Source organism: Acinetobacter higginsii, assembly GCF_000369845.1.
In the GTDB taxonomy this organism is placed as follows: domain Bacteria; phylum Pseudomonadota; class Gammaproteobacteria; order Pseudomonadales; family Moraxellaceae; genus Acinetobacter; species Acinetobacter higginsii.
In genome coordinates, this window is record NZ_KB850211.1 from 130,455 (window position 1) to 151,793 (window position 21,339).

The window sequence follows — 21,339 nt, forward strand, 5'->3', positions numbered from 1 at the left end:
CTTATGAAAAATAAAGCGACTCAGTCCAAGGCTTGGGCTACGGTTCAAATTGCACGACACCCTGAGCGTCCGCAATTTCTAGATTATGTCAGTGAAATTTTTACTGAATTTGATGCACTTCACGGCGACCGTTTATTTGGTGATGATGGTGCCATGATCGGTGGTTTGGCACGTTTTGACGGACAACCTGTGATGGTGGTTGGTCAACATCGTGGTCGCAGCACACGTGAAAAACTACAGCATAACTTTGGGATGTGTAATCCAGAAGGATATCGTAAATCACAACGTTTACTTGATATGGCTGAGCGTTTTAATTTACCTGTATTTACTTTCGTCGATACCATGGGTGCATACCCTGGTGTAGGAGCTGAAGAACGTGGTCAAGCAGAAGCAATTGCAACCAGCTTGGCACAACTTTCAAGTTTAAAAGTGCCTGTGATTGCCACGATTCTTGGTGAAGGCGGTTCGGGTGGTGCACTTGGTATTGGTGTAGCCGATCGTGTGATTATGCTGTCACACAGTATTTATTCGGTGATTTCACCTGAAGGTTGTGCCTCTATTCTATGGAAAACCGCAGATAAAGCAGCACAAGCGAGTGAAGCACTTTCTCTAACTGCAGATAAACTTCAAGCTTTAGGCATTGTTGAATATGTTGTGGATGAAGGTGACGGTGCGCACTTACAGCCTGAAAAAGTCATGCATGATTTGAAAGATGTGTTAAAACAAGCTTTAGATGAATTGCAACCGATGGATGCACAAGAACGATGCGACGCACGTTATCAACGTTTAATGAAGTTTGGCAGCAGCAATTTAGGCATCGCGTCTTAGCACAAACTCAGCATTTTTCTGAACAAACTCAATTCTTGATTGGGTGTAGCGGCGGCATGGATTCCATGCTGTTGCTGTTTCTAATGTCTGAACTTTTTCCGACTCAAACCCGTGCGATTTATGTTGATCATCAACTTCAAACGGTGAGTGCCGAATGGGGCTGTGTTGTACAGCAGCAGTCAGACGCCTTAAATATCCCGTGTATTATCCAGCAAGTAGATGTTGCAACAGGAAATTTGGAACAGCAAGCGCGTCAAGTGCGTTATCAAGCGTATCAACAGCATTTACAATCCAATGAAATTTTAGTTTTGGCCCATCATCAGCAGGATCAGGCTGAGACGCTATTATTACGCTTGTTTTCTGGAGCAGGCGTGCATGGATTAGCTGCGATGCAGCAACTTGATATTCGTCAAGACATGACCATTTGGCGACCATTTTTAGATGTGAGTCGCGAGCAAATTGAACAATGGTCGCAGCAACTTGGTTTTGCCTATGTGACAGACCCAACTAATCATGATACGCACTACGATCGGGCGTGGTGTCGAGAAGAATTATGGGATGTCTTACAAAAACGCTTCCCCAAAATGCAGGCAGCTGTAGCACGGACTAGTTCTTTGATGCAGGATGCTGCGGAAATACTGGATGACGTGTTGCAGACGGATTGGCAACACTGTGCGACCGATCGTGTACTTGATCTGATCAAGTTGCAGCAACTCTCGGCTGCACGGCAACGTCAATTGTTATCGACTTGGATGAAGGGGGTGGATCAATATCGACCAAGTTATGATATGGTGCAGCGATTGCAGCATGAGGTCATTCTTGCAAAGCCAGATGCGCAGGCAACTTTACATATCAATCAACATTATTTCGTTCGCTATCAGAAAACGTTATATCGTTTAACCCACGATGAGCTGTACGCAGAAAAATTATTTTCCTTTCCTGATACGTTGTCACAACAGTTTGATATAGGTGAAACTATTAATGTTGCGGCTGGACAATTTAAGATTGAAACTCAAAAAATTGGTCTTTCATCTCGGCTTTTAGGGCGAGAGTTAAGGTTGCTTAAACGACAGGGGGGTGAAAAAATTCATCTTTATGGTCGTGTTGGACATTGGCCTCTGAAAAAAGCCATCCAAGAGCTACAGATTTTGCCTTGGTTACGTCATACAATTCAAATATTAGTCGTAGATAATGTTATGCTTGGGGTTTTTAGCCCAAAGGGTTTTTGGTTGGCGCAATCTGATTATTTAGAGCAGGGCGGTTGGCAACCAAGTTTAATTTCTGACTGTAATGACGTTTTTCAGCAGTCTTTTTCGTATGATGAGTAGGACATGGCGACAACATTGAACCAAAATATTTGTTTTATTGGCGGCGGTAACATGGCACAGGCCTTGATTGGTGGGTTGCTATCTCGTGGTTTACCCACAACGCGCATTACAGTTTCTGATCCTGTAGAACAAATTCGTCACATCTTAGAAGAAAAAAATATTCAAACCACAACAGACAATGTGGACGCAATTAAAAATGCGGACGTTGTGGTATTGGCGGTCAAACCCCAAGTTTTGGCAACGGTATTACAACCATTAAAAGGTTTATTGTCAGATAAACTCGTGATCTCAATTATTGCGGGTGCTGAAATTCAAACGATTTCAGATTTAATTGGTGGTAGTCAACGTATTGTTCGTGTCATGCCGAATACGCCAGCATTGGTACAAACAGGTGCACATGGCATTTATGCATCTGAAGCGGTAAATGCTCAAGATCGTGAGTTAACCAGTCAAATTTTAGCGGCGACGGGTTTAACCATTTGGGTGGAGAGCGAAGCTCAAATTGATGCAGTAACCGCAGTCTCTGGTTCTGGCCCAGCATACTTTTTCTATTTGATGGAAAGTATGATTCGTGCTGGCAAAAACTTGGGACTCGATGAAAAAGTGGCGACGGCATTGACCTTGCAAACAGCTTTGGGTGCGGCACAAATGGCGATTACCAGCTCAAATTCTCCAGCAGAATTACGTAAAAATGTGACCTCTCCAAATGGTACAACGCAAGCAGCTTTAGAGGTGTTTGATCGTGCGCAGATTTCACAAAATATTCAAGCAGCGCTTGCAGCAGCTCAGAAGCGTAGCCAAGAGCTAGCGCAAGAGTTGAGTGACAAGACTAAATCGGTTTAAGTAGGATAAGACAATTATGGGTGCAAGTTCTGCGCTAATTTTTGGTGTTTTGATCAATGTTGCAATTTTATTGGTCTTTTTCCGTTTTTTAATGCAATTGGCAGCAGTCAGTCCATACAATCCTGTGGTGCTTTCAACCGTGAAAGCCACCAAGATTGTGGATGTGTTTAGCCGCATTTTCCCGACGATTGGTAAAGGCCGTGTCAATTTAGCGGCAGTTGCTTTGTTGGTGGTGCTGTATTTATTGAAAATGTTTGGTCTGATGTATTTGTCTGGGCAGATGCCACATAGTGCGGTGTATCTGGTGATCACGACATTTGTGACCATGATTCAAGATTTGATTCGTTTCTGTCGTTATTTGATTTTTGCAACGATCATTTTAAGTTGGGTAGTGATGTTTACGCAGTCGCGCTCGCCTTATATTGAAGTGATTCAAGAATTGGCTGAACCATTGCTTGCACCATTCCGTCGCTTATTGCCGAATATGGGGATGATTGATTTGTCTCCAATTTTGGCGTTCTTGGCTTTGTACGTGGCTGAGATTCTGATGAATGAAGCAGCTAAAGTGCTATTAACTGGTCTTTAAGCCAATCTGATTCAATAAAAAATGGGCGTTATGCCCATTTTTTATTTCTTGATCAAACGTTGCCGTATGGCTCGATTGAGTGGATTGGAGAAATAGCGTGCAATGAAAGCACCTAGCCCAATCGCAAGGACAAAATAGACCAATAATAAGATCAGTTTAATGTTGCCTTCTGTGACTGCTGGCGTATAAAACAGTTTAAAAAAACCTAAAATAATCAGGTGGAATAAATAAATTTCATAACTATTCTTGCCAATCTCCTGTAACCACTTAAACCGCTGTGTCTGCGTGGTGCTGTGTTCATTTGCCACATTCGCAACAATCACGATTGCTGTCGCAAGTGCAAATAGGCTGACGCCCCAAATACAGTTTTGTTTAATTGGTGCAGAAAAATAAATGATAAACATCGTCGCAATGGCAAGGTATTTCAACCCTAACCAAGTTTCGGCTTGCAGCTTAAGTTGCGGTGCGATCAGTGCTGCAATACAGCCAAAGGCAATCCCATCAAAACTAGAGAAGTAATGGTAGAGGTAGGCGCCACTTTCCTCACCATAATGTAAATATCTAAAATAGGGTGCAAATAGAATTATGGCAACACAGACAAATAGAAAGTAGGGCTTCTTCTTAAATAGCAGTGCTGTTAGTGGGAACAGTAGATAAAACACTTCTTCCACAGATAAAGACCATAACACGCCAAGCGCATAGTTGACCCAACCATTTTCAATAATCAGGATGTTCATCCAAAAGGTCAGGGCTGCTAGGTTAACTGTTGACTGAGCGACGACAATGCCGTTTGGGGCCTGAGTCATAAAAGGTTTAAGCTCAAATGCACCGAAGAGATTGACCAGACAGATCAGCAGAATCAAGGTCGGCATGATGCGAGCGAATCGTGAAATATAAAAGTCGCGCGTATTGATCTGATGTAATGCACCCCAGCGTTTGATGGTGTGTGAGGTGATGAGATAGCCCGAGATGACAAAGAACATGGTAACCCCATAGTTACCATTGCGGGCTAGTAGAGTCGTAATATCTTCACCAAAAAACTGAAAATTGATCGAGGTGTCAAACAGCTTATAAGGGATATTGAAGTGATGCAGTAAAACCAAAAAGATTGAAATACAGCGTAATGAATCAATAGAGTGAAAGCGCTTAAATTGGACTTGATTAAAGGACATATTGCATTCCTTTCTCCTATACGAATTAATTTTTATCAGATATTCTTTATTTTCAGTTTTCTTGTAGCGCAGGGGAGTTTATCCCCTGTCTGCAAGAAACATTTTTGTTTTTCGGGTATGCGGATGGCTTAGTGGGCAGCATCCCAGTTTGGACCTTGTCCAACTTCAACCACAAACGGCACTGAAATTTCCAATACCGATTGCATCACTTCAGCAATTTGCTTGGACAGTTCATCCGCAATCGCAGCATCCGCTTCAAACACAAGTTCATCGTGCACTTGTAATAACAGCTTAGCTTGATCTTTAGGTAGCATTTTATCCACTGCAATCATGGCCAATTTAATAATATCAGCCGCACTGCCTTGTAGTGGCGCATTGATTGCCGCACGTTCAGCTGCTTGTTTGATCATTTTATTGCTTGCCATAATGTCTGGTGTGTATAGACGACGGCCTAAAATGGTTTCAACAAAGCCTTGTTCACGCGCAATCTGACGCGTACGTTCCATATAATCCAATACGCCCGGATATCGTTGGAAGTAACGTGCGATATAGCTACGTGACTCTTCACGGCTAAAGCCAAGCTGACGGGTGAGACCAAATTCAGACATACCATAGAGTAGACCAAAGTTAACTGCTTTGGCTTGGCGGCGTTGGTCATTAGTGACATCTTCAATGGCAATGCCAAGCACTTCAGATGCGGTACGGCGATGCACGTCCTGACCTTGTTGGAAGGCATGGACTAATGCATCATCTTGAGAGAAATGTGCCATCAAACGCAGTTCGATTTGAGAATAATCGGCAGCGAGTAACACACGACCCTCAGGTGCAATAAAGGCTTTACGGATTTGACGCCCAATTGGAGTACGAATTGGAATGTTTTGCAGGTTTGGATCGGTTGAAGACAAGCGGCCTGTTGCAGTTAAAGCTTGATGATAGCTGGTATGTACACGATGGGTTGTGTCATGCGATTGTTCAATCAGGCGATCGGTGTAGGTATTTTTGAGTTTTGCCAAGCCACGATGTTCCAAAATGACTTCAGCCAATGGATGTTCGATTTTCTCTAAAATACTTTCACTGGTACTGTATTGACCTGTTGCAGTTTTCTTACCACCTTTGAGTCCAAGTTTCTCAAACAGGACTTCACCGACTTGCTTTGGTGAAGCAACATTAAAGGCTTCGCCTGCCAGTTCTGCTGCTTGAGCTTCGAGCGTTTGAATGGTTTCTGAAAACTCGACACTGAGTTGATCGAGGAATTGATGATCGAGCTTAATGCCATCTTCTTCCATTCCCGTGAGCACGCGAGCAACAGGCATTTCAATATTATGTAGAATATTGACCAGTTCTGGATGGGCTTTCAGTTTTGCTGCGAGTACTTCATACAAACGATAGGTAACATGCGCATCTTCGGCTGCATAATGCGCAGCCACTTCAAGCTCAATCTGATTAAAGGTCTTTTGCTTTGCACCTTTACCTGCGATTTGTTCAAACGTCGTGGTCAAATGACTGAGATAAAGACGAGCAACATCATCCATACCATGTCGCGTTGCCGCAGCATTCAATACATATGAAGCCAGCATGGTATCGAAATACCAACCTTGAATGGTGATACCATGATTGGCAAAGATATGCGCATCATATTTTAAATGATGACCAATTTTCTTGACTTGTTCATTTTCAAGGATCGGTTTGATCTGAGCGAGAAGCTGTTCACGATTCAGTTGCTCAGGTGCACCTTCATAATTATGTGCAACAGGAACGTAATAGGCATCTTTGGCATCAAATGCGACCGAGAAACCGACCAGCTCAGCTACACGATAATCGAGGTTGGTGGTTTCTGTATCAATCGCAAAATGATCAGCTTGCTGCATACGCTGTAATAAGGCATCCCAATCTTGTTGGCTCAATACCGTATGATAAGTCGCATTACCGAGTTGATCATCTTGGCTTGAAAGATTGGCATGATCTTCAGCAACCACGGGTTCTGCTTTTTTTTCAGCTTTAGCAATACTTTGCGATGTTTGCTGATAAGCAGGGCTATTTGGATTGTTTGGATGGTCTAAGGATTGTAATTGGTTACGAAACTCTAATTCGGTATAGAGCTCACGTAGCTGATCTACATTTGGATTGGCGAGTTTAAGGTCATGCCAATCTAAGGCAAGATCGAGATCACAGACAATGCTGGCAAGTTGATGGTCAACTTTGATGTTGTCTACATTATCTTTAATATTCTGGCTGAGTTTGCCTTTAAGCTGATCAGCATTGGCAATAATATTGTTTAATGTGCCGTATTCATTCAGCAGCTTTGCCGCTGTTTTTGCGCCAACACCTGGAACGCCCATGATGCCGTCAGACGCATCGCCCATCAGGGTGAGGTAATCAATGATTTGATTTGGATGTACACCGAACTTTTCAAAAACACCTGCTTCATCTAAAACACGTTCTTTAAAGCTGTCTTCCAGTTTGACATGTTCATTGACCAACTGCGCCATGTCTTTGTCTCCCGTCGAGATGAGGACATGATGACCTTCGGCTAAAGCACGTTTGGTTAAGGTACCAATAATGTCATCTGCTTCTGCACCTGCGAGAAAATACAAAGGAATCCCTTGCGCTTTGATCAATGCATGTAAATAAGGAATCTGTTGAGATAATTCCTCAGGCATGCTTGGACGGTCGCCTTTGTAGATTGGCGATAGTTTATGACGGAAAGTCGGCTCTGGTGTATCAAAAATCACAGCCATATGCGTCGGTTGAGTGCGGCGCATCAGTTTTTGAATCGCTGAAATTGCACCCCGAATGGCATTGGTATGTAAGCCAGTCGACGTGGTTAATGGGGGTAAGGCGTGAAAAGCACGAAATAAGAAATAAGACCCGTCTACCAAGACAAAAGGTGGCATTGCGCAAATCCTAATTATAAATTACTCGGTATTTTACGTGAAAAAGTGGTGGCTGTCTTATCTGAACTGGACGGAGAGCGGCTGCTTGTGTCGTTTAAAATTTGCAGTATTTTGTATGTAACAATACCTGCCTATCTAGTGATCAAGTAAGATAGCCGCAATGAAGCTGTCATAATTGATATAAGTCTATGTATAAAAAAGACAAACAGGGACTCATCGTTGTATTAATTGCCTTGGCTGTATTGCTTGCGGCTGCAATTGTATTGAAGTGGCAAGGGACAATTGTTGCTGCTGGGATTGGATTGACCGTTGTAATTGTGCACGTTCTGTCTGAAATTCATCAGCGTTTGCTGCAACTAGAGCAAGCTGCACCGAGCTATTCTGCATTAGGGGCCAGTATTGGTGTACAAAAAATTGTGATATATGCTGCGGCACTCGTCGCACTATTTGCCTATGCCAATACTTGGATGTGGCTCGCAGGTGGTGCCTTGTTGGTGCTGCTACTTTGCTTGGTTCAAACCATCAGCGCTTTTCAAACCCGATTGCTGCATTTAGAGCAGGTTGCAACACAATCACTCAATCCAGATATTTTAATTCAGCCACAACAACAGACGCCAAATATTGGTCAATCTGCTGAATGGGATGAAACGACAGCTTCAAACTCTGCAATTGTGGAACAGCAGCAGCCTGCTTGGATGCAGGCTCGATCTGAATCAGTTCAAAGTCCAATACTTCAGAACGCTACCTCTGCTGCTCATCCTTCTGAATCCAAACAACCTGCTTGGTGGCAGCCAGCATTGGATTGGATGATACATGGCAATCCAATTTTACGTGTCGCCGTCGCGGTACTTATGGTTGGGGTGGTGTTGTTATTGCGTTTTGCCAGTGAACATTGGCAACTCAGTCTAGGCGTGAAACTGGGCTTTATTGCGATTGCTGGGATTGCGACTACTCTTGCGGGTTATTTACTGCAAAAGAAAAATCAGCTATTTGCAGTGGCCTTACAAGGCGTCGGTTTAGCGGTGGTTTTTTTAACCCTGATTTTCTCGCATCATTTTGCTGTCATTGCCAGCTTAAGTACCGCCAGTATTTTATTTGTGATGCTATTACTGGCGACAGTTTATCTGAGTTTAAAGCAACAAGCCTTGTATTTGGCGATGTTGGCTTTAACCATGGCTTATCTAGCGCCCTTGGTGATTCCACAAAATCATCCTGATGTGATTTTCTTATTTAGTTATTATTTTGTCATTAACTTAGCCGTGGCAGCGTTGAATTTTATTCAACCCTGGAAAATTCTGCATCAAATTGCTTTCTTCGCCACCATGTTTATTGGTGGGACAACGATCGGGATTTATGCAAAAACCGCGCAGTTTAATACGCTAGATATCATTCTCTGGCTACATATGGCGCTATTTATCTGGCTCAGTATTCGTTATAGCCAATTGATGTTGCGAGCTCAGAATGAGCAGCAACAAACAGCTCAGACATCTGAGCGTTTACAACCTATTTTAGATGTAGGCCTAATTTTTAGTGTGCCTGTACTGGGCTTTTCGCTACATGCCTATTTAATGCATAACTCGACCTCAGCACTCACTTGGGGAGCGGTTGCACTCGCGATTGTCTATATCAGTTTAAATATTTGGATTAAACGTCAGCATCCACAGCTTTCAATTTTGGCAAAAAGTTTCTTTATTCTGGCTGTGGTATTCGTTGCCTTGATTTTCCCATTGGCCAAAGGGGCACATTGGACCTCAACAGGTTGGGTGATTCAGGGAACTGCACTGATTGTCTGGGGCGTTACTGAACGATATCGTTTAAGCCGTTATGTTGGCGTGGCACTGGTATTATTAAGTTCAGTGGCATTACTGTTCCAAGTTTGGTCAAATGATCATTTCCCAATTTTGAGTACCGCGATTTTTGCGCTTGCTCAATTTATTTCGGCATTTTATTTACTCAGCTATCAGCAAGTGGAAAAATATTTTAGCGCCAAAATGTTGAGTGGCGTTTTTCTTACCTTGGGAATGTATGCTGGGGCAATCGCTTGGGTTGAGTTTAGGCATTGGCAAGGGCATGGTTTGAGCCCTTATCTAATGATTGCAAGTGGATTACTTGCAGTTTTTAGTCTTATTGTAAAGCGTTATGCACGAACCCAATGGGGCACTTTGCAGCTATTATTTGTTGGTGCCCTGGTTGCGTTGGCTTATGTTGAAAGTTTCGCCGTAAATATTTATCAGCAATTACATTGGCCTACAGGTTTACAGCAAGCAAAGTTTTCTGTGGCAACGATTATTTTGGCTTCTATTGTTATTGATGTTGATCAGCGTAGATTTGGGATTTGGGCAACGATTTTTTGGCTCAATTTAGCGATTATAGGTTTGGCTTTTTTCCCAATTATGCCATTGATTGGTTTTGCCATAATTCCAGTATTTTTTGCAATCTTTTTATTTGCTACTAAAAATACTCAGCTGTTACATCAATCTCCTGTTTGGTGTCTTAGTTTATTGTGGCTCGTCTTAGTCAGTCTAGATCTCCATTCAGCTGAGCAATATTATTACTTACCTTTACTTAACTTCACTGATTTACTGTCTTTACTGGTGTTTGCGGGATTGATCTGGATGATATATCAGCATGAATTTAGTGCAGAGCGATCGATGGAGTGGGGCTTTAAAGTCACCACCATTTTGATTGGCTTATTGGTATTGAGCAGTGTGGTGGTACGTGCCATGCATCATTATCTGGGCACACCATTCTGGGGGACAGCAATCTGGTCGAATGGCGATGTGCAACTGAGTTTGACACTGCTATGGGTGATTTTGGCCTTTATTCTGATGACCTTTTCCAGTCGCCGTCATATCCGACAAATCTGGTTTCTTGGTGCGGTCTTGTTAGCCATTGTAGTAGCGAAACTGTTGTTATTGGATCTATCGCAAAGCGGCACCTTAACCCGTGTGATTTCTTTTATTGGTTCGGGGGCAGTGATGCTAGTGATTGCTTATCTGGCACCATTACCACCTGCATTAAGTGAAACCAAGAAAGAAAGTTAACTCTCTTTCTGTTCTTTTTTAAGTTCTTTCTGATTGGCATATTGATCGACTTCATCATTTTCTAATGGGAGAGGTCGGTCAATCAAGCCCATCTTCGGTACAGGAATTTCGATCTCATTTTCCAAGAAGCCATTGCGGATGCGTTCCTGCATTTCATCGCGTACTTTGAGCGAGTTTTCCTGACGACACCACACCGCAAATAATAGTTCAATAGAAGATTCTCTAAACGCCGTCACTGTGACCGTAGCTTTAGGATCATCCATCACCAACGGATATTTGGCTGCCACGTCTAACAGAACATGTCGTACTTTAATAATGTCTTCGTGAAAGTTAATCGCCAAGGTGATTGGAATACGCCGTATCGGGTATTTGGATAAGTTCATCACAGGGGTTCGAATCAGTTGTTCATTCGGCAAACGAATATAAACATTATCCAGCGTCAAAAGTTTAACTGAGAGTAGATCAATCGAAATCACTTCACCTTCGATGGTTTGACCTCGAATTAAGGTGATTTGAATGGTGTCACCGACTTCAAAAGAGCCTTCACCAATCAAAAACAAGCCACTAATCAAGTTACTGGCAGAGGTTTGAGAGGCGAAACCGAGCGCGACAGTTAATATCCCAGCAGCACCTAAAAATACGCTGAGTTTAAAACCAGCTTCTCTGAGGCTGGTCATAATGAATAGCAAGAAGATGAAGTAAAAAATACCCCGACGCCATAACAAACGCTGATGCGCATTAAAGCGGCTACCTACCGTGCGAATAAAGGCATTTGAAACCAAACGTGCAATCAGGAAGCCGATAAAACATAAAATAATGGCGACCACGATTTCACTGAGTCGCTCAAAGTTAATGTTGGTGAAAACACTGGTTAGGCTGCCGGCAACATCTTTGGGAATATTCGAATTTGGCATCGCGACCCCTTAAAAAAATGAATCAAACATATTGAATAAAGTACTGCCTGGTGCACGAGGGGGATGCACATAGGTGACTTCACCCGCTTGGGTTGGGGTCTTATTTTCAATACGAATACGAGCTGGATGATCAGTACCCTCATAATAGACTTTGATTTGAGACGTCCATAAACGGCCTGTACTTTCGCTATAAAATAATGGCAGTGCAGGGACGGGTACATTCATGCGATCAAAACGCAGTTGATGGTGACTGGTGTTGTGGAATTCAATCGGGGTCACCGCACGGAAAGCACGCGGTTTGAGGAGATTCAAATCAATACGACCATCTACAGAGGTCGCGTAGCAAATCTCACCATTTTGTGGGTCTTTACCAAACCAAGTATCTTTCGGTTGAATCACGGGAATATCAAATAGAGGTTCAGAAAGACCGTCAACCAAACCCGCAATCCACAAGGGGGTACTGATATACAGGGTACCACGCTGACCCGCAGGAATATAAATCGGGTCAACAGGTCGAATCACCACTGAGCGATCCGCCAACCGAGGCATCAAATGAAAGCTGCCATTGGTCTTGTGGAACATATAGCGTTCGATTTTTGCCGGAGGCGGCATGGCAAATTCAATATCATTCAATATTCGCCACTGCTGCTCATAGTCATACTGAAATTGAGGGCGATGATATTCCAAACGCCATTCTTTGATGCCGCGGGTGAGACGAAAGAGCAATGAACCGAATTGCCACGCTTTGGCCTGTTGAATTTCGAATTGTTGTTCGCCCCACCATTTCAGAGCGTCAGAATGGGGAGCTTGATATTGATTATTTTGAGACAAAATGCAAAATTCCTGTGTGAGTATGCTAAACAGACTTCACGCTGTAATCTGCTTAGAGTACACTCACTGCTTTCTTTTATCATTATTTGTGTGATGCAAATACTTAAACAAATACAAATTCCTTATAGTTTCGCTAAACGACATGGCGTTTTGTTACGTTATGAAGGCGATCAAGTTTTTATTGTACGACGCAAGGACACCGCGCGTATTGCTTTGCAGGAAGCTCGTCGAATTTTGGGGAAAACAGCTCACGATCAATTGTGTACCGATCAAGAGTTTCATGCCTTACTGAGTTCTAGCTATGCAGGGGATACTGGCGAGTCGCAACAAGTTGCGGCAGGCCTAGAAGACCATCCAGATTTATTGAGTTTGGCGGATCAAGTACCTGAAGCTGAAGACTTGATGGATCAGGAAGATGATGCACCGATCGTGCGTCTAATCAATGCTTTATTGTCCGAAGCGATTCGTGTCAGTGCCTCTGATATTCATATCGAAGCTTTTGAGAAAAAGCTTTCTGTACGATTACGTGTCGATGGTCAACTACGTGAAATTGTTCAGCCACGCCGTGAATTAGCGCCGTTGTTGGTATCACGTATTAAAGTCATGGCGAAACTGGATATTGCGGAAAAGCGTGTTCCACAAGATGGTCGTATTTCATTACGTCTCGCAGGGCGTGAAGTGGATGTGCGTGTCTCAACTTTACCGTCTTCGCATGGCGAACGTGTGGTCATGCGTTTGCTGGACAAGCAAGCGGGACGCTTGAACATGACGCATTTGGGCTTGATGCAAAATGACTATGATCGTTTAACGCAACTGGTTCATCGACCACATGGCATTATCTTGGTGACAGGTCCAACAGGTTCAGGTAAAACCACCACCTTGTATGCCGCTTTGTCAGATTTGAATGACCATACACGTAATATTTTGACTGCCGAAGATCCGATTGAATATCAATTGGAAGGTATTGGCCAAACACAGGTCAATACCAAAGTGGATATGACCTTCGCGCGTGCGTTAAAAGCGATGTTGCGTCAAGATCCAGATGTGGTGATGGTCGGAGAGATTCGTGACTTGGAAACTGCGGAAATTGCAGTACAAGCCTCTTTAACGGGTCACTTGGTGTTATCCACACTGCATACTAATACGGCAATTGGTGCGGTGACGCGTTTAAAAGATATGGGAATTGAACCGTTCTTACTTGCTAGTTCACTAATTGGGGTGATTGCGCAGCGTCTGGTTCGTACTTTATGTCCGCATTGTGTGACTTGGCGTAAGGCTGATGATTTTGAGCGACAAGTATTTCAGCATCTCAAACTTGATGAACATATGGAATTGCCGGAACCACATGGTTGTGAAAAATGTTCACACGTTGGTTTTAGTGGGCGAACCGCAATTTATGAAATTGTACCAGTCGATGAATCGATGCGCCGTTTGATTCATGGCAATGCCGCTGAGTATGAGCTGGAAAATTATGCACGTCGTCATGCTGCTTCGATTCGTGATGATGGTTTATTGAAAGTTTTGGCGGGAAAAACCACATTAGAAGAAGTACTTCGTGTCACCAATGAAGCTGCGGAAGAATAAATCGATTCACGAATAAAAAACAGCATGGTTGAACCATGCTGTTTTTGTTTGAGTATTCGGATTATGCAGTCGTCACGATATTGAAAGTAACATCGATATTGTTACGTGTTGCATTTGAATAAGGGCAAACGATATGTGCAGCCGCAACCAATTGCTCTGCTTCTGCTTGTTCCATTCCAATTAAATACACATTCAAGGTCACTTCAATACCAAAACCATTTGGAATCGGACCAATGCCGACTTCACCTTCGACATAGGCATCTTTGCTAATTTTAAATTTATCGCGATTCGCTACAAACTTCATTGCACCTAAGAAACATGCAGAATAGCCAGCAGCAAACAATTGTTCTGGATTAGTGACTGCGTCACCTGCACCGCCCATTTCTTTTGGCACCCCTAATTGCACATCTAAAACACCGTCAGAGGACGTTGCACGACCATCACGACCACCTGTTGCTTTTGCTTTCGCACGATAAACCACTTTTTCTAAAGACATGATTATTATTCCTAAATAATATTGAATACAATTAAATCGTACACGATATAAATTAAAAAACAAGTTGCTGTTGTGTAAATTTCAAACTTATTTGTTTAGATGTGTGCGAAGTTCTGAAAGCTGATCTTTTAGTGCCAATAATGCTGTTGGTGAACAGGATGCGGCTTGAGCCAGTTGATTTGGAATATCAATCGCTTGTAATTGTAAAGCTTGCCCTTGTGGGGTCAGGGTAATAATCACTTGTCGTTCATCTTTACTTGAGCGTTGACGAGTAATTAAGTCAGCTGCTTCAAGTTTTTTTAGTAATGGCGTAAGTGTAGATGATTCTAAAAATAGTCGTTCACCAATCTCTGAGACAGAGAGCTGATCTTTTTCCCATAGCACCAACATCACCAGATATTGTGGATAGGTTAAGCCAAGTGGTGCGAGTAATTGGCGATAAACCTGATTCAATGCGAGATTGGTCGAATAAATCAGAAAACATAACTGATTGTCTAATAACAGTTGCGGATGCTCTTCGCCCATGCAGCCCTCAAATAATAATTGAATAGATGCAGTATATCTTGGTCTAATCGATTACCTAAGTAGTTTCAGTATCAATTCAAATGAAAAAAGCACAAGCTGTAAAAACTTATGCTTTCTATCGCTTACTTAAATTGCCAATTACCAAAGCTCAGCAATTTTTTTCATCAATCTTGCTCGGTAGCGTGCGGTGGGGTTATTGAGATTATTCTGAGCTTCAAGTTCAAAATGTTGCTGCCATGCTTTGATCATTTCTAAGGTTGTGCCTTTTTGTTTAATGACCATAACGTCTTCACGTTGAATATTGTCTAATCTCTGCCTTGCACCTTCAGCACCTGTTCCCCAGCCAATGATCCATTGCCCAAAAGCATTCAGCGATAAGTTTTGTGGCGTAGACAAAACACGAGATGATTGAGTTGATTCATCACCATCTACATCCACAGATGTCGCGTGAAGTTGTACAGCGGTCCCCAAAAAAAAGAAAATAACAATAAATCTAAACATGAATAAAGCTTAATAAGAATTAACGGATGATGTTACATCATAGCTAGCCCAAAATTGGCTGACTTTGTTCTACTATGATCAATAATTTGTATTAAATCATGATTCTATAGATCAGGCATTTATAAAAGTTGATCATTGCAGTCAGATTGATCTTATGTGCTTGTATTTTGTACAGTAGTGTATTGAAAGTGGTGTAAAGATGAAGAGGGGATTAATAGGCAATAATCTTACGATGCTGCATTAACGGCATTGCAAGACGAAGTGTGTTTTGTGTCTCAAGATCAAATTCACTAGTGATTAGGCCGTGTCCTTCAGTTTCAATGCTTTGCAGCAATTGGCCGCGGCTATCTGTAATACCGGCATGTCCCCAAGTTTGACGTTGTTCACCATGCCAACCTTGTTGTGCAGCACCTAAGACATAACATTGGCTGTCCATGGCTCGCGCTTGTAGCAATAATTGCCAGTGGAGCTGGCCTGTCGTATAGGTAAATGCAGCTGGGGCAGTTAAGATATTGGCACCTTGCTGACGTAAAGTTAAAGCAAGTTCAGGAAAGCGTAAGTCATAGCAGACCATCAGGCCAATATTGCCAAAAGGCGTTTTGGCAACCACAACTTGATTGCCAGGTTCAAAGAATTTAGATTCCTGATAACCACCTACAGCATCACCGACTTGTACATCAAACAAGTGGATTTTGTCATAACGTGCTTCAGTCCCTTCAGGACTAATACATAAGCTGACCGTGCGAACGCGACCATCTTGAATGACCGAACCATCTGGACGGAAAGGGCATGGGAGTGTACCTGCAACAATCCAGATTTGATAACGATGCGCTAATTGTTCTAAGCGTGCTTGAATTGCTTCGAATTGTGCTGCGGTTTCGCGTTGCTTACCCGCAGCAAAGCAAACAAAATTCTCGGGGAAAACAATCAGCTCAGCACCTTGAGCCTTACTTTGTTGAAGTAATGATTCGATGACATCGAAGTTTGCTTCAATGTCATTTTGAGAATTCATCTGTGCAACAGAAAGTAAGGTCATAGGGAGATCACGATACTGAGTTTAACGATCAAGCGTTTTGTTTTTGTACGTCGAGATTTAAGCAATCTTGCTCTTTTTGCAATTGCTTAACCAATGGTTCAAACATATTTTGGTTGTTTTCGTTCAAGTGCATCAGTGTTTTGTGTGCATCGAGCACAGTGTTGAGCATTGCGCTGTGCGTTACTTGCTCTTCTGTAAGCTCCAATGTACATACACTTGGATCGCCACAGTAGTTTAAAATCACAAATACTTGCCCAAGCCCCATGCTATTGGCCAAGGTCGTAATATCTGGATTTGTCGAGAGCATAACGGCTTGTATGTGATGAACTTGCTTAAGCTTTAAACCTAGTTTTGCCAATATACCTAAAACAGTACTGTCAATAAACGTGGTTTCGGTTAAGTCAACGATTGCACCAACAACATTTTGCTGTTGTTCAATTCGATTGAGTAGTTTGTCTAGACTTATACAAGAGTGAGCACGCACTTCGCCAATAAGCTTGAAAATATGCGTTCCGTTCAAACTTGCATATTCAACATGACCTGTTGACATATAAATGCCATTTTCAGAGAAAGGATATGAAATTATCCCATAGTGATATTGGAGACACAAGTGGTTGGAGGGTGTGATTTAATTAAGATATTGATTTTAATGTTAATTCATTCGACATATGCTCAAAATTGCAATGTCATCTGCTACATGTTCAGGGGCTTTGAATGAGTCATTTTGAAGATGTTCGACCAATTGATTAAACTGATCGTTCAGACCACCATCAAATGGTTCCAAGGCACCATCAGAGCATAAAATGAACCGCGCATGACGACTTAATTTACAGTGGTGTTCTTCGACTTCAAGCTCTTCAGTCAGGCCAAGTGGAAAGCTGCTGGTCGTTAGAATCTGAGGTGGTTGATTTGGTTCAAAAATAATGGGGGGAGGGTAATGTCCTGCACTTGACCAACGCACTTCATGGGTGACTAAATTTAAGATCCCAGCCACCATGGTAATGTGTTTTTCAATATTCTCTTGTACCAACATCGCATTCAGCTTTTGAATCAATTGGCTTGGTGTTTTTGAACGGCCATGAAAGGCTGCCATCCACGAGGTTAATAAGCTGCTGGTGACGCCATGTCCTGAAACATCAGCCAGATAGAACAATACTTCTTCATCATTTAAACGCCAATAATCATACCAATCCCCAGATAAATAAGCAGATGGTTGAAAAAGGGATTCAAACTGATAGTTTGGTAATTCGATTGGGTTCGGTAAAAGACGTTTTTGTAATTCGGCAGCAGAGGGCAAATCTCGACTATCTTGATTACGTTTGTATTGAGCATCTATTTTAAACAAAGAATGAATCGGATTTTTTGGCAAACTATCCCAAATCCAACCTGCTAATGCACCTTGTTCCCATGCTTGTGCTAACGCTGTGCCTTCATGTTCAAATGCAAGTACAATTGTTGGGAGTTTCCACTGATATTTTAAAAAGTCTTGTACATCGGCAATTGCAATGATGGTTTGATCATACAAATCCAAGTCATCAATTTGAATGATCTGCAAACTCGGTAACTCAGTTAAAGCTTGATCTAAACAAGGTACGGAACGCGTGGGTTGTATGAAATACATAGATGAATAGCCAATCCTTTGTATGATCATTTAAAATTCATCATAGATGAAAGATGACCTTGGATATAGTATTGCCAGAGTTTAAATTCTCTGGCAATACATAAGTTTGTAAAACATTATTTTAAATTAATCATTTTTCATGGGAAGAGCTGTCATCAATGTCATCTTCATCGCTAATAAAAGAAACATCATTTGAGTCGCCACGCTTTTCTGCAATCTGGAAAGCTTTACGTTGTAAATAGAAATCTCGAATCATTGCGTACTTGTCACCTTTTAGACTTTCTTCAATATCAAGAATTTGAGAACGTGCATCAACTGCCTGTAATACATTGGTTGACCAATAAATACCTTCATGATCATCTAATAAGTATTTTTGTGGACGACCATAGCTATCGGCGGCTAAACCAAAACCATCACGGAATGTACTTGGGCCGAAGAAAGGCAACATCACATAAGGACCAGAGGGAACACCATAATAGCCTAAAGTCACACCAAAACTTTCCTCTTCAGTGCTTAAACCCAAACGACGTGCCGGATCAGCAAATCCCAAAGTTGTTAAAGTATTCACTGTAAAACGGCCTAAAGTTTTTGCGGCGCGCGTTGGGCGACCTTGCATTAACTGGTTAACTGCATTCCAAGGTTCACCTAGGTTTTTGCGAAATTGGCGATAAGGACTACGCACAGGTTCTGGCACTTTAGCAACATATTGAATTGCAATAGGCTTTAATAAGTTACGGTCTAACATGTCATTGAATGCATAGACTTGGCGATTCAATGGTTGTAAAGGGTCTTTAACAGAATCAGGTTGTGCTGCATTCGCATTTACTTTTAAGTCATCTTTGGTCAGATGTTTTAAATCTTTGATAGCTTGAATCGTAGAGGTTTTTTGCTCAGCAGTGACTTGGCTTGTTACAGCATTAGCTTGATTGGCTGAATCGCTGGGAGTTTCTTGTGCGACTACTGATGAACATGCTCCAGCAGTTAACAACTCAAGCAAGATAAAATTTGAGTAATGCATATAAGTCCTTAATCGCTGTTAGAGCGAAATAATACAGCCATTAAAATGATTGCGTCATAGAACGCGCAACATAAAGATGAGCATATAGTTTAGTTGTTCTCCTATTATTAAAACAAATTCGATCGAAAAATATAAGAAAAATTGTGATTTTGGTTTAAAAATGTTCACTCGAATAAAAAAGAATGAAAATGGGGTTGTGTTGGATGTGAAATGCTGTAGAATGCACATCCATCGGCGGTGATGCAGATAAAAACTTGTTGAGAAACAAGGATTTGGCTAGAAAAGGTTAGATTCTTGAGTTGATTGATAAGTTTGCTAAATATCTAAATTACCTGTTGACTTTTAAGAAATTGAGAGTAATATAGCCGACCTAGCTTGATGATGACGAATCATCGAGAAGATCATTAAGAGAATAGAAGAACAACTTGTGTGGATTTTTACTGGTTGATCGATCGAAAATATTTCATTGATTGAATGGTAGAAATTTCTCGAAGTTTATTTGAGCGAATTTTTAGTCAGAAAATTGATGAGCCAAGATTTGTAGCCATAAGCTACTAATGATTTTAAACTGAAGAGTTTGATCATGGCTCAGATTGAACGCTGGCGGCAGGCTTAACACATGCAAGTCGAGCGGAGTGATGGTGCTTGCACTATCACTTAGCGGCGGACGGGTGAGTAATGCTTAGGAATCTGCCATTTAGTGGGGGACAACATTCCGAAAGGAATGCTAATACCGCATACGTCCTACGGGAGAAAGCAGGGGATCTTCGGACCTTGCGCTAAATGATGAGCCTAAGTCGGATTAGCTAGTTGGTGGGGTAAAGGCCTACCAAGGCGACGATCTGTAGCGGGTCTGAGAGGATGATCCGCCACACTGGGACTGAGACACGGCCCAGACTCCTACGGGAGGCAGCAGTGGGGAATATTGGACAATGGGCGGAAGCCTGATCCAGCCATGCCGCGTGTGTGAAGAAGGCCTTTTGGTTGTAAAGCACTTTAAGCGAGGAGGAGGCTACTAGTACTAATACTACTGGATAGTGGACGTTACTCGCAGAATAAGCACCGGCTAACTCTGTGCCAGCAGCCGCGGTAATACAGAGGGTGCGAGCGTTAATCGGATTTACTGGGCGTAAAGCGTGCGTAGGCGGCTGATTAAGTCGGATGTGAAATCCCTGAGCTTAACTTAGGAATTGCATTCGATACTGGTCAGCTAGAGTATGGGAGAGGATGGTAGAATTCCAGGTGTAGCGGTGAAATGCGTAGAGATCTGGAGGAATACCGATGGCGAAGGCAGCCATCTGGCCTAATACTGACGCTGAGGTACGAAAGCATGGGGAGCAAACAGGATTAGATACCCTGGTAGTCCATGCCGTAAACGATGTCTACTAGCCGTTGGGGCCTTTGAGGCTTTAGTGGCGCAGCTAACGCGATAAGTAGACCGCCTGGGGAGTACGGTCGCAAGACTAAAACTCAAATGAATTGACGGGGGCCCGCACAAGCGGTGGAGCATGTGGTTTAATTCGATGCAACGCGAAGAACCTTACCTGGTCTTGACATAGTAAGAACTTTCCAGAGATGGATTGGTGCCTTCGGGAACTTACATACAGGTGCTGCATGGCTGTCGTCAGCTCGTGTCGTGAGATGTTGGGTTAAGTCCCGCAACGAGCGCAACCCTTTTCCTTATTTGCCAGCGGGTTAAGCCGGGAACTTTAAGGATACTGCCAGTGACAAACTGGAGGAAGGCGGGGACGACGTCAAGTCATCATGGCCCTTACGACCAGGGCTACACACGTGCTACAATGGTCGGTACAAAGGGTTGCTACCTAGCGATAGGATGCTAATCTCAAAAAGCCGATCGTAGTCCGGATTGGAGTCTGCAACTCGACTCCATGAAGTCGGAATCGCTAGTAATCGCGGATCAGAATGCCGCGGTGAATACGTTCCCGGGCCTTGTACACACCGCCCGTCACACCATGGGAGTTTGTTGCACCAGAAGTAGGTAGTCTAACCGTAAGGAGGACGCTTACCACGGTGTGGCCGATGACTGGGGTGAAGTCGTAACAAGGTAGCCGTAGGGGAACCTGCGGCTGGATCACCTCCTTAACGAAAGATTGACGA

17 protein-coding genes and 1 rRNA gene are annotated in these 21,339 nt (G+C 42.7%); 7 read left to right on the forward strand and 11 right to left on the reverse strand.

Going from position 1 to position 21,339, the window contains the following annotated elements:
* Nucleotides 1–3 precede the first annotated feature (3 nt).
* Genes F885_RS19325 through F885_RS19310 form a run of 4 tightly spaced genes read left to right on the forward strand, consistent with a single transcriptional unit; the run spans nucleotide 4 to nucleotide 3,585 of the window.
* On the forward strand, nucleotides 4–828 hold the full coding sequence (locus F885_RS19325) for an acetyl-CoA carboxylase carboxyltransferase subunit alpha (protein ID WP_005146510.1): 825 nt from the start codon (nucleotides 4–6) through the stop codon (nucleotides 826–828).
* Nucleotides 765–2,156, forward strand: coding sequence for a tRNA lysidine(34) synthetase TilS (gene tilS / locus F885_RS19320; RefSeq protein ID WP_081401657.1), 1,392 nt, complete (start codon nucleotides 765–767; stop codon nucleotides 2,154–2,156). Before F885_RS19325 ends, tilS begins: the two co-directional genes overlap by 64 nt.
* A 3-nt stretch (nucleotides 2,157–2,159) precedes the next feature.
* Complete coding sequence (gene proC, locus F885_RS19315) at nucleotides 2,160–2,999, forward strand: pyrroline-5-carboxylate reductase (RefSeq protein ID WP_004804503.1); 840 nt, start codon at nucleotides 2,160–2,162, stop codon at nucleotides 2,997–2,999.
* A gap of 16 nt (nucleotides 3,000–3,015) precedes the next feature.
* Nucleotides 3,016–3,585, forward strand: coding sequence for a YggT family protein (locus F885_RS19310; protein WP_005184711.1), 570 nt, complete (start codon nucleotides 3,016–3,018; stop codon nucleotides 3,583–3,585).
* 41 nt (nucleotides 3,586–3,626) lie between these two features.
* Here the strand turns inward: F885_RS19310 and F885_RS19305 are convergent, their stop codons facing one another.
* Both F885_RS19305 and polA read right to left on the reverse strand, forming a co-directional pair.
* The gene (locus F885_RS19305) at nucleotides 3,627–4,757 is read right to left on the reverse strand and encodes an acyltransferase family protein (protein ID WP_005312310.1); all 1,131 of its coding nucleotides are present in this window, start codon (nucleotides 4,755–4,757) and stop codon (nucleotides 3,627–3,629) included.
* Nucleotides 4,758–4,885: 128 nt separating this feature from the next.
* Nucleotides 4,886–7,651: a DNA polymerase I gene (gene polA, locus F885_RS19300; RefSeq protein WP_005312311.1), complete on the reverse strand. Its 2,766-nt coding sequence runs from the start codon at nucleotides 7,649–7,651 to the stop codon at nucleotides 4,886–4,888.
* 188 nt (nucleotides 7,652–7,839) lie between these two features.
* On the opposite strand from polA, the gene F885_RS19295 reads away from it, so the two are divergent.
* Nucleotides 7,840–10,695 (forward strand): DUF2339 domain-containing protein, encoded by a 2,856-nt coding sequence (locus F885_RS19295; RefSeq protein ID WP_005312313.1) that lies wholly within the window; start codon nucleotides 7,840–7,842, stop codon nucleotides 10,693–10,695.
* Here F885_RS19295 and F885_RS19290 read toward each other — a convergent pair.
* Nucleotides 10,692–11,609, reverse strand: coding sequence for a mechanosensitive ion channel family protein (locus F885_RS19290; protein ID WP_004804508.1), 918 nt, complete (start codon nucleotides 11,607–11,609; stop codon nucleotides 10,692–10,694). The two genes, F885_RS19295 and F885_RS19290, sit on opposite strands and share 4 nt — an antisense overlap.
* 9 nt (nucleotides 11,610–11,618) lie before the next feature.
* Nucleotides 11,619–12,440, reverse strand: a complete 822-nt coding sequence (locus F885_RS19285; protein ID WP_005207093.1) for a hypothetical protein — start codon at nucleotides 12,438–12,440, stop codon at nucleotides 11,619–11,621.
* A 93-nt stretch (nucleotides 12,441–12,533) separates the two neighbouring features.
* Here F885_RS19285 and gspE point away from each other — a divergent pair, with 93 nt between their 5' ends.
* Complete coding sequence (gene gspE / locus F885_RS19280) at nucleotides 12,534–14,024, forward strand: type II secretion system ATPase GspE (RefSeq protein ID WP_005312315.1); 1,491 nt, start codon at nucleotides 12,534–12,536, stop codon at nucleotides 14,022–14,024.
* A 61-nt stretch (nucleotides 14,025–14,085) separates the two neighbouring features.
* Here the strand turns inward: gspE and F885_RS19275 are convergent, their stop codons facing one another.
* The 7 genes from F885_RS19275 to F885_RS19245 all read right to left on the reverse strand — a co-directional run bounded on the left by F885_RS19275 (nucleotide 14,086) and on the right by F885_RS19245 (nucleotide 19,221).
* Entirely contained in the window at nucleotides 14,086–14,520 is a 435-nt protein-coding gene (locus F885_RS19275; RefSeq protein ID WP_005312317.1) for an organic hydroperoxide resistance protein, read from the reverse strand.
* 87 nt (nucleotides 14,521–14,607) lie between these two features.
* A complete protein-coding gene (locus F885_RS19270; protein ID WP_005312319.1) occupies nucleotides 14,608–15,045 on the reverse strand; it encodes a MarR family winged helix-turn-helix transcriptional regulator in 438 nt (145 codons plus the stop codon).
* A 138-nt stretch (nucleotides 15,046–15,183) separates the two neighbouring features.
* Nucleotides 15,184–15,546: a DUF4951 domain-containing protein gene (locus F885_RS19265; protein WP_005207097.1), complete on the reverse strand. Its 363-nt coding sequence runs from the start codon at nucleotides 15,544–15,546 to the stop codon at nucleotides 15,184–15,186.
* A gap of 211 nt (nucleotides 15,547–15,757) precedes the next feature.
* Entirely contained in the window at nucleotides 15,758–16,582 is an 825-nt protein-coding gene (locus F885_RS19260; RefSeq protein ID WP_005312323.1) for a carbon-nitrogen hydrolase family protein, read from the reverse strand.
* A gap of 28 nt (nucleotides 16,583–16,610) precedes the next feature.
* Nucleotides 16,611–17,132, reverse strand: coding sequence for an anti-anti-sigma factor GigB (gigB, locus tag F885_RS19255; protein ID WP_005207099.1), 522 nt, complete (start codon nucleotides 17,130–17,132; stop codon nucleotides 16,611–16,613).
* 102 nt (nucleotides 17,133–17,234) lie between these two features.
* Nucleotides 17,235–18,203, reverse strand: a complete 969-nt coding sequence (gene gigA / locus F885_RS19250) for an RsbU family protein phosphatase GigA (protein ID WP_005207100.1) — start codon at nucleotides 18,201–18,203, stop codon at nucleotides 17,235–17,237.
* A 130-nt stretch (nucleotides 18,204–18,333) separates the two neighbouring features.
* The gene (locus F885_RS19245; RefSeq protein ID WP_005312326.1) at nucleotides 18,334–19,221 is read right to left on the reverse strand and encodes an MlaA family lipoprotein; all 888 of its coding nucleotides are present in this window, start codon (nucleotides 19,219–19,221) and stop codon (nucleotides 18,334–18,336) included.
* 565 nt (nucleotides 19,222–19,786) lie between these two features.
* On the opposite strand from F885_RS19245, the gene F885_RS19240 reads away from it, so the two are divergent.
* Nucleotides 19,787–21,324, forward strand: a 16S ribosomal RNA gene (locus F885_RS19240).
* The last annotated feature ends 15 nt before the right edge of the window (nucleotides 21,325–21,339 follow it).

Coding starts and splice junctions, on each gene's coding strand:
- F885_RS19305 (WP_005312310.1), bottom strand. CDS start 4,757: ATGTCCTTTAATCAAGTCCAATTTAAGCGCTTTCACTCTATTGATTCA.
- F885_RS19260 (WP_005312323.1), bottom strand. CDS start 16,582: ATGACCTTACTTTCTGTTGCACAGATGAATTCTCAAAATGACATTGAA.
- gspE (WP_005312315.1), top strand. CDS start 12,534: ATGCAAATACTTAAACAAATACAAATTCCTTATAGTTTCGCTAAACGA.
- F885_RS19245 (WP_005312326.1), bottom strand. CDS start 19,221: ATGCATTACTCAAATTTTATCTTGCTTGAGTTGTTAACTGCTGGAGCA.
- F885_RS19265 (WP_005207097.1), bottom strand. CDS start 15,546: ATGTTTAGATTTATTGTTATTTTCTTTTTTTTGGGGACCGCTGTACAA.
- F885_RS19290 (WP_004804508.1), bottom strand. CDS start 11,609: ATGCCAAATTCGAATATTCCCAAAGATGTTGCCGGCAGCCTAACCAGT.
- proC (WP_004804503.1), top strand. CDS start 2,160: ATGGCGACAACATTGAACCAAAATATTTGTTTTATTGGCGGCGGTAAC.
- F885_RS19325 (WP_005146510.1), top strand. CDS start 4: ATGAAAAATAAAGCGACTCAGTCCAAGGCTTGGGCTACGGTTCAAATT.
- gigB (WP_005207099.1), bottom strand. CDS start 17,132: ATGTCAACAGGTCATGTTGAATATGCAAGTTTGAACGGAACGCATATT.
- polA (WP_005312311.1), bottom strand. CDS start 7,651: ATGCCACCTTTTGTCTTGGTAGACGGGTCTTATTTCTTATTTCGTGCT.
- gigA (WP_005207100.1), bottom strand. CDS start 18,203: ATGTATTTCATACAACCCACGCGTTCCGTACCTTGTTTAGATCAAGCT.
- F885_RS19310 (WP_005184711.1), top strand. CDS start 3,016: ATGGGTGCAAGTTCTGCGCTAATTTTTGGTGTTTTGATCAATGTTGCA.
- F885_RS19295 (WP_005312313.1), top strand. CDS start 7,840: ATGTATAAAAAAGACAAACAGGGACTCATCGTTGTATTAATTGCCTTG.
- tilS (WP_081401657.1), top strand. CDS start 765: ATGCGACGCACGTTATCAACGTTTAATGAAGTTTGGCAGCAGCAATTT.
- F885_RS19270 (WP_005312319.1), bottom strand. CDS start 15,045: ATGGGCGAAGAGCATCCGCAACTGTTATTAGACAATCAGTTATGTTTT.
- F885_RS19275 (WP_005312317.1), bottom strand. CDS start 14,520: ATGTCTTTAGAAAAAGTGGTTTATCGTGCGAAAGCAAAAGCAACAGGT.